The organism is Leifsonia sp. GW821-FHT13C09, assembly GCF_058806435.1.
This window is the reverse complement of sequence record NZ_JBXAPS010000003.1, coordinates 426,911-443,353: the sequence shown is the minus strand read 5'-3', so window position 1 is coordinate 443,353 and position 16,443 is coordinate 426,911. Positions and strand designations below refer to the sequence as shown.

The window sequence follows — 16,443 nt, the reverse complement described above, 5'->3', positions numbered from 1 at the left end:
GTGGACGACGCCTCGGCGGCCGAACTCGACGGCCTCCTGCTGCGCACGGCGCAGGGCGATCAGCGCGCGTTCTCGGACTTCTACGACCGCACGGCGCCGCGCGTGCTCGGCCTCATCCGGCGCATCCTGATCGACGCCGCCCAGTCCGAGGAGGTCGCCCAGGAGGTCTTCCTGGAGGCGTGGCAATCCGCTGCGCGCTTCGATCCGAATAAGGGCAGAGCGCTCACCTGGATCCTGACGATGGCCCACCGGAGGGCGATCGACCGCATCCGCGCGTCCCAGGCCTCGCACGACCGGGACACCGCTGTGGGCATCCGGGACCTGCCCACCGCGTTCGACGTGGTGGCGGAGACCGTGGAGGTCCGGGTGGAGCACGAGCGAGTGGAGGTGGCGATGGCGAAGTTGAGCGAAGCGCAGCGCCAGGCCGTCGCGCTCGCGTACTACGGCGGGCTCACCCAGAGTGAACTCGCGGCCGAGCTCGGCATCCCCCTCGGCACAGCCAAAACCCGGTTGCGGGATGCGATGATACGCCTGCGCGACGAACTGGGGGTGACACGATGACCGACGACGAACGCGACGTCGTGGACCCCGCGCGCCTCGGCGTCCGCCTCGGGGCGGAGGACGCCCCGGAGGCGCAGGACTTCGAGGAGGTGGCCGCACAGCTCGCCCTCTCGGCCGACCCCGTCGAGCCGCCGCCGGCGCTGAAGGCCGCGCTCTTCGCGAAGATCGCCGAGACGCCGCAGCTCGCTCCCGTGGCCGAGCAGGCAGCACCGAAGCAGACAGCACCCGAGCAGGCATCACCCGAGCAGACAGCACCGAGCACAGCAGCGCCCGCCGCCACCCCCGCCGAGCGCCGCGCAGCCCGCCGCTGGTTCCAGCGCCCCGGCATCATCCTGGCTTCCGCCGCCGCTGCCGTCGTCCTCTTCATCGCCGGCGCATTCGCGGGCGTCGCACTCAGCGGCACCGACTCCTACCAACAGCAGCAGTCCGCCGCTCTGGCCGCCCTCAACGCCGCTCCGGACACGCAGCGCAGCAGCGCCGCCATCACCGGTGGGGGGACGGCGACGCTCGTCTGGTCGGCCCAGCTCGGCCGGTCCGCGCTCGTCGCCACCGACCTCCCCCCGCTCGCCGGGGGCAAGACCTACGAGCTCTGGTACATGCGCGACGGCGCGGCGACCCCGGCCGGGACCATGGACTCCAGCGGACACATCGCGACCTGGCGGGTCCTCAGCGGCACGATGGCCCCCGGCGACACCGTCGGCGTGACGGTCGAACCGGCGGGAGGGTCGAAGCAGCCGACCACGAAACCGATCGTCGCGATCACCACCTGAGCGAGAGCCGACCCGCGACGGAAGCACCCGGACGCAGCGAGGCCCACGGGACATCCCGTGGGCCTCGCTCCTGCCGTGGGCGGATCACCCGAAGCGGCCGGAGACGTAGTCCTCGGTGGCCTGCTGGGTCGGGTTCGAGAAGATCATGTTGGTGTCGTTGTACTCGATGAGCTTGCCCGGCTTGCCGGTGCCCGCGATGTTGAAGAACGCGGTGCGGTCGGAGACGCGCGACGCCTGCTGCATGTTGTGGGTGACGATCACGATCGTGTACTCGTTCTTGAGCTCCTCGATCAGGTCCTCGATCGCGAGGGTGGAGATCGGGTCGAGGGCCGAGCACGGCTCGTCCATGAGGAGCACGTCGGGGGAGACCGCGATGGCGCGTGCGATGCACAGGCGCTGCTGCTGGCCGCCGGACAGGCCGGATCCCGGGAGGTTCAGGCGGTCCTTCACCTCGTTCCACAGGTTCGCGCCCTGCAGCGACTTCTCGACGAGGTCGTCGGACTCGCTCTTCGACATCCGGCGGTTGTTGAGCTTGACGCCGGCGAGCACGTTGTCTCGGATGCTCATGGTCGGGAACGGGTTCGGGCGCTGGAAGACCATGCCCACCTGACGGCGCACGAGCACCGGGTCGACGCCCGCGCCGTACAGGTTGTTGCCGTCGATCAGCACCTCGCCGTCGACGTAGGCGCCGGGGATGACCTCGTGCATGCGGTTCAGGGTGCGGAGGAACGTCGACTTGCCGCAGCCGGACGGACCGATGAACGCGGTCACCGTCCGCGGCTCGATGGTGAGCGACACGCCCTCCACGGCGAGGAACTTGCTGTAGTAGACGTTGAGGTCGTTGACTTCGATGCGCTTGGACACGTTTTTCCTTGTCTGCGTTCTTCGGGTTGAAGCTGTGGAGTCCGCGGTCAGCGGCCGTACTTGGGGGCGAAGACCTTCGCGACGATCCGGCCGATGAGGTTGAGGAGCATGACGATGATGATCAGGGCCAGCGCGCCGGTCCAGGCGCGGTCGATGGATGCCTGCGCGTGCAGGCCGGCCGCCTGCGTGTACTGCGTGTACACGAACACCGGCAGCGTCATCATCCGGTCGTTGAAGAGGTCATAGTTCATGCTCGTGGTGAAGCCGGCGACGATGAGCAGCGGCGCGGTCTCGCCGATCACGCGGGCGATGGCGAGCATCACACCGGTGACGAGTCCGGCGAGGGACGTCGGAAGCACGACCTTGACGACGGTCAGCCACTTGGGCACGCCGAGGGCGAGGGAGGCCTCCCGCAGCTCATTGGGGACGATCCGCAGGATCTCCTCGCTCGAGCGCACGACGACCGGGATCATCAGCACCGACAGCGCCACCGCGCCCATGAAGCCGTTGCGGATGGCCGGGCCGAAGAACAGAGCGAAGAGGGCGTACGCGAACAAACCGGCGACGATCGAGGGGATGCCGGTCATCACGTCGACGAAGAAGGTGATGCCGCGCGCGAGGACGCCGCGTCCGTACTCGACCAGGTAGATCGAGGTGAGGAGGCCGATCGGCACCGAGATGATCGCGGCCATCAGCGTGATCTCCAGCGTGCCGACGATGGCGTGCAGCGCGCCGCCGCCCTCGCCGATGACGTTGCGCATCGACTCGGAGAAGAACGTGATGTCGAACCGCGCCAGGCCCTGGACGACGACGGTCCAGCCGAGCGAGATCAGCGGCAGCAGCGCGATGATGAACGCCGTGGCGACGAGCGAAGTGACCAGCCGGTCCTTGGCCTTGCGGCTGCCTTCCACCAGCAGCGACGTCGTGTAGATCGCGATGTCGAACAGCACGGTGCCGAAGAAGATCGCGCCGACGGGGTTGAAGCCCTTGGTGGCGCCGCTGGCCGCGAGCATCGCGAAGACCGCGATGAGGACGGCCCAGGAGCCGGCGAGCATCACCCAGGGGGCCCACCGCGGCAGCTTGCCGGCGGTGTACGAGTTGGTCAGCGGGCGGGGGGCAGCGGTCGCGGTCGTGGTGGTGGCGGCCATCAGTTCGCTCCAGAGAAGGCCGCGCGGCGGCTGACGATGTAACGGGCGAGCATGTTGATCAGCAGGGTCACGACGAACAGCACGAGGCCGGAGGCGATGAGCGCGTTGACGCCGATGCCGGTGGCCTCGGGGAACTGCAGCGCGATGTTGGCGGCGATGGTGTTCGGGCTCTGCGCCTGCAGGACGGCGAACTTCACGATCAGCGCCGGCGAGAGCACCATCGCGATCGCCAGGGTCTCGCCGAGCGCGCGGCCCAGGCCCAGCATCATCGCGGAGACGATGCCGCTGCGGGCGAAGGGGAGGACCGCCATGCGGACCATCTCCCACTTGGTCGCGCCGAGCGCGAGCGCGGCCTCCTCGTGCAGGCGCGGGGTCTGCAGGAAGATCTCGCGGCAGATCGCCGTCATGATCGGGATGACCATCACGGCCAGCACGATGGCGGCGGTGAGGATGGTGCGGCCGGTGCCGGAGACCGGCGGGGCGAACAGCGGGAACCAGCCGACGTACTCGCCGAGCCAGGCGTAGAAGGGCTGGACGAACGACGACAGCGTCGCGATGCCCCAGAGGCCGAACACGACAGACGGGACGGCCGCGAGCAGGTCGATGATGTAGCCGAGGGTCTGCGCGACGCGGCGGGGAGCGTAGTGCGAGATGAAGAGGGCGATGCCGATCGACAGCGGCGTGGCGATGATGAGCGCGATGATCGCCGCCCAGATGGTGCCGAAGACCAGCGGCCACACCCACGACCAGAAGTTGGTCGCGTTGTTGGGGAGCTGGCCGGCGCCGGCGCCCAGAGCGGGGATGCTCTGGATGATGAGGAAGAGCGCGACGGCGGCGAGGGTGGCGAGGATCAGCGACCCGGCCACGACGGTCGAGGTGGAGAAGACGCGGTCGCCGAGGCGGACTTTCGCCTTCGGCCTGATGGCTCCTGCGGTTCCGGCGGTCATTCGTTGCTTTCTCTCATCGGGTCCCCGTCCGGGGTGAGTGTGATGCGCCGCTCGGCCTGGACCGGTATCCGGTCCAGGCCGAGCGGCCGGGGTGTTACTTGATGCTGGCGGCAGCCTTGCTGACCTTGGCGGACAGGTCGCTCGACAGCGGAGCCGAGCCGGCCTGCTGGGAGGCGGCCTTCTGGGCGTCGCCGCTGATGATGTAGTCGACGTAGCCCTTGACCAGGTCCGCCTTGGCGGCGTCCTTGTACTGCTGGCACGCGATCACGTACGAGACCAGGACCAGCGGCCAGGCGCCCTTGGAGGTGTCCTTGCGGTTGATCTTGATGGCCAGGTCGTTGGCCGCGCGGCCATCGGCGATCGGGGAGGCGGCCACGACCTTGGCAGCACCGTCGGCGCTGATCTTGGTGTAGGTGTCGCCGACCTTCAGCTGCGCGATCGAGAGACCGGCCGAGCCCGACTCGTCGATGTAGGTGATCGAGTTCTTCGCGTTCTTGGTGGCGTCCGCGACACCCGAGGTGCCCTTGGCGGCGTCGCCGACCTGGAACGGGAAGGTCTGCGCCGCGGGAGCGGTCCAGACGGTCGGTGCGTTCTGCGCGAGGTAGTCGGTGAAGTTCTGCGTGGTGCCCGAGTCGTCGGAGCGGTGCACGACCGTGATCGGAGCCGACGGGAGGGTGGCGCCCGAGTTCTGGCTCTTGATCTTGGGGTCGTCCCACGTGGTGATCTTGCCCGAGAAGATGCCGGCGATCGTGTCGGCGTCCAGCTTGAGGTCCTTGACGCCGTCGACGTTGTACGCGATGGCGATCGGGGAGATGTAGACCGGCAGGTCGATGCCCTTGGCGCCCGCGGCGCAGCCTGCGAACGTGCCGGCGAGCTCCTCCGTCTTGAGGGCCGCGTCGGAGCCGGCGAAGTCCGCCGCACCCGCGATGAAGCTCTTGCGGCCGGCGCCGGAACCCTGCGGGTCGTAGTTGACAGTGACCTTGGGGTTGGCCTGCTGGAAGCCGGCCGTCCAGACGGTCTGAGCCGCGCCCTGAGCGGACGAGCCGATACCGTTCAGCGTGCCGGAGAGGTTGGACGGCTTGGCCGTGGTGGTCGCCGGGGTGCTGCCCTCGTTCGACGCACAGGCGGTGAGGGAGATGGCGGCGGCGGCGAGAAGTGCCACGGGAACGCCAAGACGCTTCAGTTTCACAGTTGTCCCTTCCGGGGATCAGTAACAACAGGACGGGGTCGGTGCGACCCGGGTGTGACGCTATGCCTGGTGTCTGTCCAGAGTCCCCCGCAGTGGTAAACGGAAGGTTAACGACCAGTGGCCTCTTGATGCGCACGCATGAGTTTCGTGCGCATCTGAGCGTGGTCAGTCCTGAACTGCGATCGGCGTTCCGAGCGGCAGCCGGTCGACGGCGGCGATCGCCTCGGCGCCCAACCGGATGCAGCCGTGGGAGACGGCTCCGGACGCGATGTCCTGGTAGTGGATGCCGATGAGGCCGCCGTCCGACCCGCCGTACGGCTCGTCCGCCGCTGTCGCGTGGAGCGAGGTGAGCTGGATGCGGTGGACCGACTGGCCCTGCGTGGGATCGAGGTAGCGCGCCTGGAGATAGCCGGTCGTTCCGGTCGGTGTCGGCGTCTCGGGAGTGCCTACCCCGACGCGGAAGATCTGCTCCGCCTTTCCGTCGGCGTCGGTGATGCTGAGGGTCTGCGCGGACACGGACACGACCACGCGGTGCGGGAGCGCGATGGGCGTTCCGAGTGCGGAGGTGGGCAGCCATGCGGCCGTCTGGGCGGGGGCGGCGGCGCCGTCGGTGGCCTGCGAGGGGAGGAGCCGGCGGCTGGCCGTCAGCACCATCGACCAGGCCCCTTTCGTCGCGACGGGGACGACGACGGTCGGCTTGCCGAGGAAGTCCTTGGCCGGTATGCGCGCGACGGCGGTGCTGAAGTCCGCGCCGTAGACCGGGGTGTCGAACGCGACAGTGGACGCCGTGGTGATCCTCGGCTCGGACGGTGCGGCGAGGAGGCCGGGGATCACGGCGTCGTACTCGGCGGCCGGCAGCGCCGCGATCGCCGACGGTGTGAGCCCGGGAGGAACGGCGGGGCCGGCGGGAGCGGCGCTGGGCGTCCGCGAGGCGGTCGCGGTGGTGGTGGCCTCGGGCACCCCGGGGGCGCAGGCCGACAGGGTGGCGAGGGCGAGGAGGGCGGCGAGTGCGGCGGTCGCCGCGGGAGGAAGGCGTTTCATCGACTGCTCCGACGAGAAGCGGGGTGGACGCTGAACGCGTCCACCCCGTCATGCGGTCGTTCCGGCTCTCAGCCGCTCACGACTGGCAGCTTGCCCGTGGTGGTGGGAGCGGCTTCGGGGACCGGCGCCGGGGCCGGAACGCCCGGCTGCTCGATGGTGTCGCCGGTGACGGTGATGGTGACGGACTGTGCCACTGCCGACGTCTCACCGGTGAGAGTGAAGACGAGCTGACCGGCCTCGGCGGTGCCCTGCGCCAGGTACACCGCGACGAAGACGCTTCCGCTGCGGTCGGCGGTGTAGGTCCGCGCCGGCAGGGTCTCGCCGTTGTAGACGGCGGACAGGGTGACGGTCTCGCCGGGAGTGTACCCGGCGGCGGTGATCTGCACGCCGACCTCGGGGTCGGTCAGATCCTCGGTCGTGACGGTGCCGCTGTTGGCGGCGATGCCCTTCGGGGCGCGGATGTCGAGCGTCACCGCGTTCGAGACGTCGCCCGCGTCCGACGAGGCGGAGACGACCACGTCCGCGCCGTCCACGGGGAGCGGAAGGCTCGAGCTCGGCGTGAAGACCTCGTCGACGAAGGCGCCGGACGCGTCGGCGGTGACGTCCTGGCTGCCGAGCACGATGGAGCCGTCGGTGTAGGTCACCGTGATGGTGACCGTCGCGTCCGCAGTGAAGCCGGACCCGGAGACGTCGAGGCCCGTGCCCCAGTCGCCGGCGGTGAAGGTGGAGTTCGCGAGCGTGAGCTCGCCGGTGGCGGCATTCGCCGGCGCGGCGATGAAGAGCCCGCCGATGACGGCGGCCGCGGCTGCGGCGCCGAGCGTCAGGCGCGTGCGAGTGGTAGAGAGCATGCTTCCCCTTGGTTGGTACGGCCGTTCCGACTGGGACGACCGTGCCAATCTAGCGTCATACGCTGAGGAATCTCAAATAAAGATCAGTATTTCATTCAGTCTACGGGAGCATACGTCTCGATGGAGACGATCCCCGACGACGGGTTCGTCGCCGAGAGGTGCACCACCGAGAACCCGCCGGTGTCGAGGTCGGCCGCGTCGTTGAGGTAGCCGCCCGGCATCGTGCCTGTGGCCAGCGCGATCTCGCGCAGGATCTCGGGCAGGACCGGTCCGTGGCTGCAGAGCACCGCCGTCTTGCGCGAGCGCACCCGCTTCCCGATGATCCCGCGGACGTCGGCCGTGCCCTCCTCGTAGGCGTCCTGGCTGAGGCCCGGCTCCCGCTGCGGTTTGATACCGGTTGCGGCGGCCAGCGGCGCGACAGTGGCGACGCACCGCACCGCGTCGCTGGTCAGGAGGCGTTTCGGCCGCCAGGCGAGCAGAGTCGGCACGTCCGCGGCGGCCTGCCGGACGCCGCGTTCGGTGAGCGGGCGGGAGGCGTCGGGCCCCGACCAGTTGCCGCGCGGTTCCGCTTTGCCGTGGCGCAGCGCGATGAGCGCGAACGTGGAGGTGACGCCCTGGCGCGTCAGCGCCTCGAACGCCTCCACGATCTCCACGTCGCGCTCGTAGGTGAGGTAGCTGCGCGCCTTCTTCAGCGACACCCACTCGATCGCCGCGATCTCGGTGTTCGGGACGAACGTCGACCGCTCGATGGCGTGATCGGCGACCTCCGCCGCCCAATAGTGGACGATCTTCTCCCGTCCGGAGCTGAGCGGGTACGCCGACGTGCCGAGCGGCACACCGAGCGTGATGGCGAGGCCGGTCTCCTCGAGGATCTCGCGCACGGCCGTCTCGGGGAGCGTCTCTCCCGGATCGACCTTGCCCTTCGGGATGGTCACGTCGCCGTATTTGGTGCGGTGCACGACGAGCACGACGATCTTGTCGTCCACGACGCGCCAGCAAAGGGCGCCCGCGGCGTAGACGGCGAGGCTCACCGCCTGGTTCCCGTGCGGGCCGAGCGCGGACGGTGGGCGGCCTGTTGCTGCAGCTTCGTCTGGAGGTCGGTCAGCGGGGCGCCGTTCTCGTCGAGGTGGTGGCGGGTCCAGACGCCGTCCTCCGCGAGCGTCCACGCAGCGGTGCGTTCGTCGAACGCGAGGTCGAACAGGCGGTCGAGCTCGGCGAGGTGCTCGGGGTCGGCCAGGCGCACCAGTGCCTCCACGCGGCGGTCGAGGTTGCGGTGCATCATGTCCGCGCTGCCGATGTAGACGTGCGGGTCGCCGTCGTTGACGAACGAGAACACCCGCGAGTGCTCGAGGTAGCGGCCGAGCACCGAGCGGACCCGGATGTTCTCCGAGAGGCCTTCGCGCCCGGGGACGAGCCCGCAGATCCCGCGCACCCACAGCTCCACCGGCACGCCGGCCTGGCTGGCGCGGTAGAGGGCGTCGATGATCGCCTCGTCCACGATGGAGTTGAGCTTGATGCGGATACCGGAGGGCCGGCCCGCCGCCGCGTTCGCCGCCTCGGTGTCGATGCGCTTCAGGAGGCCCTTGCGGAGGTGCAGCGGGGCGACCAGGAGGCGCTTGAACTTCTTCTCGATCGCATAGCCGGACAGTTCGTTGAAGAGCCGGGTGAGGTCCTTGCCGACCTGGTCGTCGGCGGTGAGCAGGCCGAGGTCCTCGTAGATCCGGGAGGTCTTGGGGTTGTAGTTGCCCGTGCCGATGTGGCTGTAGTGCTTGAGGACGCCCTTCTCCTCGCGGATGACCAGCGCGAGCTTGCAGTGCGTCTTGAGTCCGACCAGCCCGTAGACGACGTGAACGCCGGCCTTCTCGAGCTTGCGCGCCCAGGAGATGTTGTTCTGCTCGTCGAAGCGGGCCTTGATCTCCACCAGCGCCAGCACCTGCTTGCCCGCCTCCGCCGCGTCGATCAGGGCCTCCACGATCGGGCTGTCGCCCGAGGTGCGGTAGAGCGTCTGCTTGATGGCGAGCACGTGCGGGTCGGCGGCCGCCTGCTCCAGGAACGCTTGGACGCTGGTCGCGAAGGACTCGTACGGGTGGTGCAGCAGGATGTCCTGGCGCGCGACGGCGGCGAAGACATCGGGCTTCGCGTTCGGCTCGCTCGGCATGAGCTGCGGCGCCGTGGTAGGCACGTGGTTGGGGTAGTGCAGGTCGGGCCGGTCGATGCGCGACAGATCGAACAGGCCGCCGAGGTCGAGCGGAGCCGGGAGGCGGTAGACCTCCTGCTCGGTGACGTCGAGCTCGCGAACCAGCAGCCCGAGCGTCACATCGTCCATGTCGTCGGTGACCTCGAGCCGGATCGGCGGCCCGAAGCGGCGGCGCAGCAACTCGCGCTCCAGTGCCTGGATGAGGTTCTCGGTCTCGTCCTCGTCGATCTCGACGTCCTCGTTGCGCGTGACGCGGAAGACGTGGTGGTCGAGGATCTCCATGCCGGGGAAGAGGTCGCCGAGGTGGTTCGCGATCAAGTCCTCGAGGCGCAGGAAGCGCACCTGGCCGAGCCCTTCGCGCTGGTCGATGCGCACGAACCGCGGCAGCATCTGCGGCACCTTGAGGCGCGCGAACTGCTCCTTGCCGGTGCGCGAGTTGCGCACGCGGATGGAGAGGTTGAGCGACAGCCCGGAGATGTAGGGGAACGGGTGCGCCGGGTCGACCGCGAGCGGCATCAGCACCGGGAAGATCTGCTGTGAGAACACCTCGCGCATCTGCACCTTGTCGGCCTCGTCGAGCTCGTCCCACGAGGACACGGTGATCCCGGCCTCCTCGAGGGCGGGCAGCACGAGCTCGCGGTAGGCCTTGGCGTGCCGCACCTGCAGCTCGTGCGCCTTCTCGGAGATGTCGGCGAGGACATCCTGCGGCGCGCGGCCGACGTTCGTCGGGACGGCCAGCCCGGTCGCGATCCGGCGCTTGAGACCGGCGACCCGGACCATGAAGAACTCGTCGAGGTTGCTGGCGAAGATCGCGAGGAAGTTGGCGCGCTCCAGCACCGGGAGCAGCGGGTCCTCCGCCAGCTCGAGCACCCGCTGGTTGAACGCCAGCCAGCTCAGCTCGCGGTCGAGGTAGCGGTTGTCCGGCAGCGTCGGGTCCGGCTCGTAGATGAAGGGAGCGAAGTCGTCGTCGAAGTCGCCGCCCAGGCTGCCGTTCAGCCCGTTGTCGAGTAGGCCGTTGTCCAGTGCAGTGCGCTCGCCGTCCATGCCCCCATCATGGCACCGCACGCCCGGCAGGCGGCACGGGGTTCGGTTAACTGTGGAGAAACGGCCGCCCGGTCGGATTTGTGGAGGAGGCCTCGGCGCCCGGGAGGCGTCAGGGCCGCGCCGTCGAGGGCAACCGGTCGTTCTCGTCCTCGTACACGTTGAAGCGGTAGCCCACGTTGCGCACCGTCCCGATCAGCGACTCCAGGTCGCCCAGCTTGGCCCGCAGTCGCCGCACGTGGACGTCGACCGTGCGGGTGCCGCCGAAGTAGTCGTAGCCCCACACCTCGCTCAGCAGCTGCTCGCGCGTGAACACCCGCGAGGGGTGCGTGGCGAAGAACCGCAGCAGCTCGAACTCCTTGAAGGTGAGGTCGAGGGCCTTCCCGTGCGCCTTGGCCGAGTAGCTCGCCTCGTCGATGGTGATGCCGGACGCCTGGATCTTCGTCTGCGAGTGCTCCTGCGTCTGCCGGCCGATCGCCAGCCGGATGCGGGCGTCCACCTCCGCCGGCCCGGCGGTGTCGAGCACCACATCGTTGACGCCCCAGTCGGCGCTCACCGCGGTCAGGCCGCCCTCGGTGAGCACCAGCAGCAGCGGGACGGTGATCCCCGTCGTGGTGAGGATCTTGCAGAGCGACTTCGCGCTCGCCAGGTCGCGCCGTGCGTCGACGAAGATGAGATCGCACGCGGGGGCGTTGACCAGAGACGCCGGCTCGGCGGGGATCTGCCGGACGCGGTGGCTGAGGAGGCCGAGAGCCGGGAGCACCTCCGCGTCGGGAGCGGACGTGAGGATCAACAGCTGCGCCACCCAGTACCCTCCTCGCCCGTCTTCGTGCGGCAATGCTACCGGAAACGCTTACGGCGGCAGATCGCGGGCGTCACAGAGGGGGAGGCGACACAGGGTAGGCAGCACAGGGGGAGGCGGCCTCCGCCCGCGCACGGCACAATAGGAGGATGAGCGAGACGCCGTCCGATCCGGGCCTTCTCGGTCCCGCCGCCGCGGCGGGGCCGCCTCCCGAGCCGATGCCGCGCTCGATGGTCGCTCTGAGCGTCGGCGGGGTGTGGGCGCTCGCGCTGGTGCTCGGGGTGCTGATCGGCTTCCTCTCCCACCCGATCCAGTACGCCTCGTGGCTCTCGCTCGCCCTCGGCGTGTGCGTGCTCGCGTCGTTCGCAGCCCAGCTCGCCACCCAGCGCAAGGACGGCTTCGTCAACCGGCTCGCCACCACGCTGACCGGGAGTTTCGTCATCCTCGGGGTCATCGGGGGCGTCCTCGGCCTCGTGACCCTCGGGCACTGATTAGACTGGCCCTATGCTCGTCGCTCTCGAACTCTTCTTCATCGGCCTGCTGGGTCTGGCCACCCTCGCGATCCTCGGTGTCTCCGGCGTCGTGGTCTACAACCTCTTCCGCGGCCAGCGCTAGGCATGATCGAGCTCCCCACCGACCTTCCGGCCGAACTCGTCCCGCTCTCCTGGCTGATCGGGGTCTGGGAGGGGAGCGGCGTGGTCGACTACGCCGTCGGCGAGGAGCACACCCAGCTCGAGTTCGGCCAGCGGATGAGCTTCAGCCACGACGGCGAGGCCTACCTCAACTACTCCGCCACGTCGTGGGTGCTCGACGACGACCGCGCGCCGCTCGCCGCGGAGACCGGCTACTGGCGGCTCAGCCGCACGCTGGTCGAGGGCGACCCGGGCCCGGCGATGCTGCCCGGTCGGGGCACCCGGCCGTTCGGCACCGCACAGGCTGTGGAGACGTTGCGCGCCTCCAGCGGCGGCTTCGACATCGACGTGGCGATCATCCATCCCGACGGCGTCAGCGAGCTCTACCTCGGCCAGGTGAACGGCCCGCGCATCGACCTCGCGACCGACGCCGTCGTGCGCACGGCCGGCGCCAAGGAGTACACCGCGGCGACCCGCCTCTACGGACTTGTGGAGGGCCACCTCCTGTGGGCCTGGGACATCGCGGCGCTGGGCCAGGACCTGCGGACGCACGCCTCCGCCCGCCTCGCCAAGGTCGACTGACGTGGACGCGTCGCCCTTCCTCTCCCTCCCCGGCGCGGTGGACCTCGCGGACGCCGGCGTCCCGGCGCACTACGGCAACCCTCTCGGGGAGCAGCGCGCCCTGCTCGAGGGCGGCGCGATCGTCGACCTGTCCGACCGCGCGGTGCTGTCGATCACCGGCCCGGACCGGCTGAGCTGGCTCAACTCGCTGACCAGCCAGTCGCTGCTGGGATTGCAGCCGGGGGAGTCGTCCGAGACCCTGCTGCTCGATGTCACCGGTCGCGTGGAGCACGCCGTGCGGGTCATCGAGGACGGCTCGACCCTGTGGCTGCTGGTCGACCGGCCGGAGGCCGCCGGCCTGCTGGCCTGGCTCGAGTCGATGCGCTTCATGCTGCGCGTCGAGCTGGCCGACCACACCGAGACGCTCGCGACGATCGGGACGCTCGGCGAGCCTCCGCTGCCGATCGCCGCGCCGAACGGCGTACCGCTGATCTGGCACGATCCCTGGCACGCGGTGACGCCCGGCGGCCACCAGTACGCGCGCGGCGAGCACCCCGGTGCGAGCTGGAGCTGGAGCGAGCGGGTCGTCCCCCGGGACGCGCTGGCGTCGATCGTCGCCCGGGTGGAGTCCGGGGAGCTGGCCGTCGCCGGGACGCTCGCGGCGGACGCCCTGCGGATCGCCGCCTGGCGCCCGCGTTTCGCCACCGAGGTGGACGAGCGGACCATCCCGCACGAGCTGGACTGGCTGCGCACGGCCGTCCACCTCACCAAGGGCTGCTACCGCGGTCAGGAGACGGTCGCCAAGGTGCACAACCTCGGTCATCCGCCGCGCCGCCTGGTGATGCTGCACCTCGACGGGTCCGAGGGGGTCCATCCCGCCCGGGGCGCGGAGGTCACGCTCGACGGCCGCGTGGTCGGGACGGTCACCTCGTCCGCGCTGCACTACGAGCTCGGTCCGATCGCGCTCGCGGTCGTCAAGCGCGGCACAGACGCGACGGCCACGCTGACGGTGGACGCCGATGGCACGCCGGTCGCGGCCGCTCAGGAGGTCGTGGTGCCGCCCGAGGCCGGCGCCGAGGCGCACGTGCCCCACCTCCCGCGCCTGGGCGCGGTCACCCGCACTCCCCGCGGCTGAAGCCAACGGAGGACATCCTCTCCCACGCCCCCCAAAACCGCAGCCAACGGAGGACACCCGCCCTCCGGCGGCCCCGACCTCCTCCGCCCGCGACACCGGAGGCGCCCCCGCGCCCGCCGCCAACGGAGGACATCGCCCCTCCGGCGGCCGCGATCTCCTCCGTTGGCTGACATTCGGGGCCTCCGCAGGGCGGATCTCCTCCGTTTACTACGCCGGCGCGACGGCCTCCCACGCCACAGTGAGCTCCCCGAGCCGCCAGCGCGACCGGCCGCCGACGATCGGCCAGCCGGCGTCGCGCATCCCCTGCGCCGCCGCCATCCAGCGCTGCTTCGGCCCGTACGGCGCGAGCGGCGAATGGACGCGCCAGAGCCGGTCGAGGTCGGCGAGGTAGGCGTGCACGCGCTCGCCGGGGACGTTCCGGTGGATGAGTGCCTTGGGCAGCCGCTCGGCCACGACGCTCGGCGCGTCGAGCTCGCGCAGCCGCAGGGAGATCGAAAGCGTCTGCGGGCCCGTCCGGTCGAGGGTGACCCAGCTCGCGATCCGGCCGATCTCGTCGCAGGTGCCCTCGACCAGCGCGCCGCCGAGCTGCAGCCGGCCGAGCATCCGGTCCCATGCGGCCTCGACCTCCGACTCGTCGTACTGGCGCAGGACGTTGAACGCCCGGATCACCGCCGCGTGCCGTCCCGCCGGCAACGGCACCTCGAAGCCCCCGACCGCGAACGCCACTCGAGCCGCAGGGTCGAACCCGGTGCTGCCGGCTCGCACCGACTCGAGCTGGGCGACGGCGGTCGCGACCCGGCCCGGATCGATCTCCAGCCCGAGCACCTCGACCTCAGCCCGCACCTTCGCCAGCCGATGCTGGAGTTCGAAGGCCGTCACGCCGCTGGCCCCGTAGCCGAGGTCGACCACCAGCGGGTCGCCCGTCCGACGCAGTTCAGGAAGTGCGGCGATCCAGCGGTCGACGCGACGCAGCCGGTTCGTGTTCGTGGTGCCCCGCGTCACCGTTCCGACCGTGCCGGAAGCGCGGAAGGACGGAGAAGGCATGTGACAAGATTATTCGCATGCCCACCCCCTACACTTTGATCCTCCTCCGCCACGGCAACAGTGTGTGGAACCAGCAGAACCTGTTCACCGGCTGGGTCGACGTCCGGCTCAGCGAACAGGGCGTCGCCGAGGCCACCCGCGCCGGCGAACTCCTTGCCGAGTCCGGCCTCGCGCCCGACATCCTCTACACGTCGGTCCTCACCCGCGCCATCCAGACCGCGAACATCGCGCTCGACGTCGCCGACCGGCTCTGGATCCCGGTCGAGCGCTCGTGGCGCCTGAACGAGCGCCACTACGGCGCGCTGCAGGGCCTCGACAAGGCGGAGACGCTCGAGAAGTACGGTCCGGAGCAGTTCCAGCTCTGGCGCCGCTCGTTCGACGTCCCGCCGCCGCCGCTCGCCGACGACAGCGAGTGGTCACAGGCGAACGACCCCCGGTACGCCGACCTCGGCGACGACCTGCCGCGCACGGAGTGCCTGAAGGACGTCATCGCCCGCATGCTCCCGTACTGGGAGTCCGACATCACGGTCAGCCTCGCCGAGGGCAAGACGGTGCTGGTGACCGCGCACGGCAACTCGCTGCGCGCGCTGGTCAAGCACCTCGACGGCATCTCCGACGAGGAGATCGCGGAGCTCAACATCCCGACCGGCATTCCGCTGGTCTACAAGCTGGACGAGACCTTCGCGCCGATCGAGCCCGCCGTGTACCTCGACCCGGAGGCCGCCGCCGCCGGCGCCGCAGCGGTCGCCGCGCAGGGCAAGAAGTAGGCCGCACGGCCAGTCCGTCGTACGTCGTCGTCGCGTTCCTGCCGGAACGCGGCGGCGACGTCGTCGTTCCGGGGGAGTTCGCGGCCGGTGACTGGCCGCTCCACATCACCGTCGTGCCGCCGTTCCAGACCGAGCTGGAGCCGGACGCGGTCGCCGCGCTGCTGCCGCACGGGCCGCGCATCCCGATCGTCGCGGGCGCCCGGGCGTCGTTCGGTCACCGGCGCACCGTGCCGGTCACCCTGATCCGGCCGTCGCCGGCGCTTCTCGCCTTGCACACAGCGTGCGTCGACGCGCTGGAGGCCGCCGGCGCGGTCATCGCCGACCAGCGCCACATCCGCGCCGGCTACCGGCCGCACGCGAGCGACCAGCGCTCGGCCGCACTCGCGCCCGGCGATCATGCCTCCCTCGCCGAGCTCGCAGTCGTCGCACGCGGTCCGGGCGTGCGCCGGCTCGCCGCACGCGTCCCTCTCGCCTGAGCACGCGGTGGGAATCGGCACATGTGAGGTGTGAGATTTGACACGAAAGGCGCGGGCTTATAGCGTCGAACCCGAAATACTCCGCTCTATGCGGTAGTACGTTTTGTGTCGATACAGGGGGTTTCTCATGGGCCAGATCAGCGTAACGCCGGAAGAACTGAAGCAGCAGGCTCAGGTCTACACGCGCTCGAAGGAAGAGATCGAGCAGGCGATCCAGAAGGTCAACCAGATGAACTCGACCATCGCCGAGCAGTGGAAGGGCCAGGCTTTCCAGGCCTATCTCGAGCAGTACAACCAGCTGCACGAGAGCGTGAAGAAGTTCGAGGAGCTGCTCGTGAATATCAACGAGCAGCTGAACAAATACGCAGACACCATCGCCGAGCGTGACGCGCAGGATGCGCAGAGCTTCGGCTTCTAGCC

Annotated in this window: 18 protein-coding genes; 8 read left to right on the top strand and 10 right to left on the bottom strand. The window is 70.0% G+C overall.

Features of this window, described 5'->3' with window-relative positions; genetic code table 11:
* Positions 1-561, top strand: a complete 561-nt coding sequence (gene sigK, locus AC1ROW_RS13615) for an ECF RNA polymerase sigma factor SigK (protein WP_493019437.1) — start codon at positions 1-3, stop codon at positions 559-561.
* Positions 558-1,331: an anti-sigma factor gene (locus tag AC1ROW_RS13610; RefSeq protein WP_493019436.1), complete on the top strand. Its 774-nt coding sequence runs from the start codon at positions 558-560 to the stop codon at positions 1,329-1,331. The genes sigK and AC1ROW_RS13610 overlap by 4 nt, the downstream gene beginning before the upstream one ends.
* Before the next feature lie 84 nt (positions 1,332-1,415).
* On the opposite strand, the gene pstB is transcribed toward AC1ROW_RS13610, so the two are convergent.
* The 9 genes from pstB to AC1ROW_RS13565 form a co-directional block, all read right to left on the bottom strand.
* A complete protein-coding gene (gene pstB / locus AC1ROW_RS13605) occupies positions 1,416-2,195 on the bottom strand; it encodes a phosphate ABC transporter ATP-binding protein PstB (protein ID WP_493019435.1) in 780 nt (259 codons plus the stop codon).
* 47 nt (positions 2,196-2,242) lie between these two features.
* Entirely contained in the window at positions 2,243-3,343 is a 1,101-nt protein-coding gene (gene pstA / locus AC1ROW_RS13600; RefSeq protein WP_493019434.1) for a phosphate ABC transporter permease PstA, read from the bottom strand.
* Positions 3,343-4,290, bottom strand: coding sequence for a phosphate ABC transporter permease subunit PstC (gene pstC / locus AC1ROW_RS13595; protein ID WP_493019433.1), 948 nt, complete (start codon positions 4,288-4,290; stop codon positions 3,343-3,345). The genes pstA and pstC overlap by 1 nt, the downstream gene beginning before the upstream one ends.
* Before the next feature lie 94 nt (positions 4,291-4,384).
* A complete protein-coding gene (gene pstS, locus AC1ROW_RS13590; RefSeq protein ID WP_493019431.1) occupies positions 4,385-5,479 on the bottom strand; it encodes a phosphate ABC transporter substrate-binding protein PstS in 1,095 nt (364 codons plus the stop codon).
* A gap of 165 nt (positions 5,480-5,644) precedes the next feature.
* A complete protein-coding gene (locus AC1ROW_RS13585; RefSeq protein ID WP_493019430.1) occupies positions 5,645-6,520 on the bottom strand; it encodes a L,D-transpeptidase in 876 nt (291 codons plus the stop codon).
* Positions 6,521-6,588: 68 nt separating this feature from the next.
* Complete coding sequence (locus AC1ROW_RS13580; protein ID WP_493019429.1) at positions 6,589-7,368, bottom strand: hypothetical protein; 780 nt, start codon at positions 7,366-7,368, stop codon at positions 6,589-6,591.
* A 95-nt stretch (positions 7,369-7,463) separates the two neighbouring features.
* Positions 7,464-8,399 (bottom strand): NUDIX hydrolase, encoded by a 936-nt coding sequence (locus tag AC1ROW_RS13575; RefSeq protein WP_493019428.1) that lies wholly within the window; start codon positions 8,397-8,399, stop codon positions 7,464-7,466.
* Positions 8,396-10,609, bottom strand: a complete 2,214-nt coding sequence (locus tag AC1ROW_RS13570; RefSeq protein ID WP_493019427.1) for an RNA degradosome polyphosphate kinase — start codon at positions 10,607-10,609, stop codon at positions 8,396-8,398. The genes AC1ROW_RS13575 and AC1ROW_RS13570 overlap by 4 nt, the downstream gene beginning before the upstream one ends.
* Positions 10,610-10,718: 109 nt before the next feature.
* A complete protein-coding gene (locus tag AC1ROW_RS13565; RefSeq protein WP_493019426.1) occupies positions 10,719-11,411 on the bottom strand; it encodes a response regulator transcription factor in 693 nt (230 codons plus the stop codon).
* 146 nt (positions 11,412-11,557) lie between these two features.
* Between AC1ROW_RS13565 and AC1ROW_RS13560 the strand changes: the two genes are divergently transcribed.
* The 3 genes from AC1ROW_RS13560 to ygfZ all read left to right on the top strand — a co-directional run bounded on the left by AC1ROW_RS13560 (position 11,558) and on the right by ygfZ (position 13,736).
* The gene (locus AC1ROW_RS13560) at positions 11,558-11,899 is read left to right on the top strand and encodes a hypothetical protein (RefSeq protein WP_493019425.1); all 342 of its coding nucleotides are present in this window, start codon (positions 11,558-11,560) and stop codon (positions 11,897-11,899) included.
* A gap of 126 nt (positions 11,900-12,025) precedes the next feature.
* Positions 12,026-12,622 carry a nitrobindin family protein gene (locus tag AC1ROW_RS13555; RefSeq protein ID WP_493019424.1) on the top strand — a complete coding sequence of 199 codons (597 nt, stop codon included), beginning with the start codon at positions 12,026-12,028 and terminating at the stop codon, positions 12,620-12,622.
* A gap of 1 nt (position 12,623) precedes the next feature.
* Positions 12,624-13,736: a CAF17-like 4Fe-4S cluster assembly/insertion protein YgfZ gene (ygfZ, locus tag AC1ROW_RS13550; protein ID WP_493019423.1), complete on the top strand. Its 1,113-nt coding sequence runs from the start codon at positions 12,624-12,626 to the stop codon at positions 13,734-13,736.
* Between the two features lie 207 nt (positions 13,737-13,943).
* Here the strand turns inward: ygfZ and AC1ROW_RS13545 are convergent, their stop codons facing one another.
* Positions 13,944-14,780, bottom strand: a complete 837-nt coding sequence (locus tag AC1ROW_RS13545) for a class I SAM-dependent methyltransferase (protein ID WP_493019422.1) — start codon at positions 14,778-14,780, stop codon at positions 13,944-13,946.
* A 17-nt stretch (positions 14,781-14,797) separates the two neighbouring features.
* Here AC1ROW_RS13545 and AC1ROW_RS13540 point away from each other — a divergent pair, with 17 nt between their 5' ends.
* From AC1ROW_RS13540 to AC1ROW_RS13530, 3 genes are all read left to right on the top strand, one after another.
* On the top strand, positions 14,798-15,547 hold the full coding sequence (locus AC1ROW_RS13540; protein ID WP_493019421.1) for a phosphoglyceromutase: 750 nt from the start codon (positions 14,798-14,800) through the stop codon (positions 15,545-15,547).
* A 38-nt stretch (positions 15,548-15,585) separates the two neighbouring features.
* Positions 15,586-16,023, top strand: a complete 438-nt coding sequence (locus tag AC1ROW_RS13535) for a 2'-5' RNA ligase family protein (RefSeq protein ID WP_493019463.1) — start codon at positions 15,586-15,588, stop codon at positions 16,021-16,023.
* A gap of 127 nt (positions 16,024-16,150) precedes the next feature.
* Complete coding sequence (locus AC1ROW_RS13530; protein ID WP_179605143.1) at positions 16,151-16,441, top strand: WXG100 family type VII secretion target; 291 nt, start codon at positions 16,151-16,153, stop codon at positions 16,439-16,441.
* The last annotated feature ends 2 nt before the right edge of the window (positions 16,442-16,443 follow it).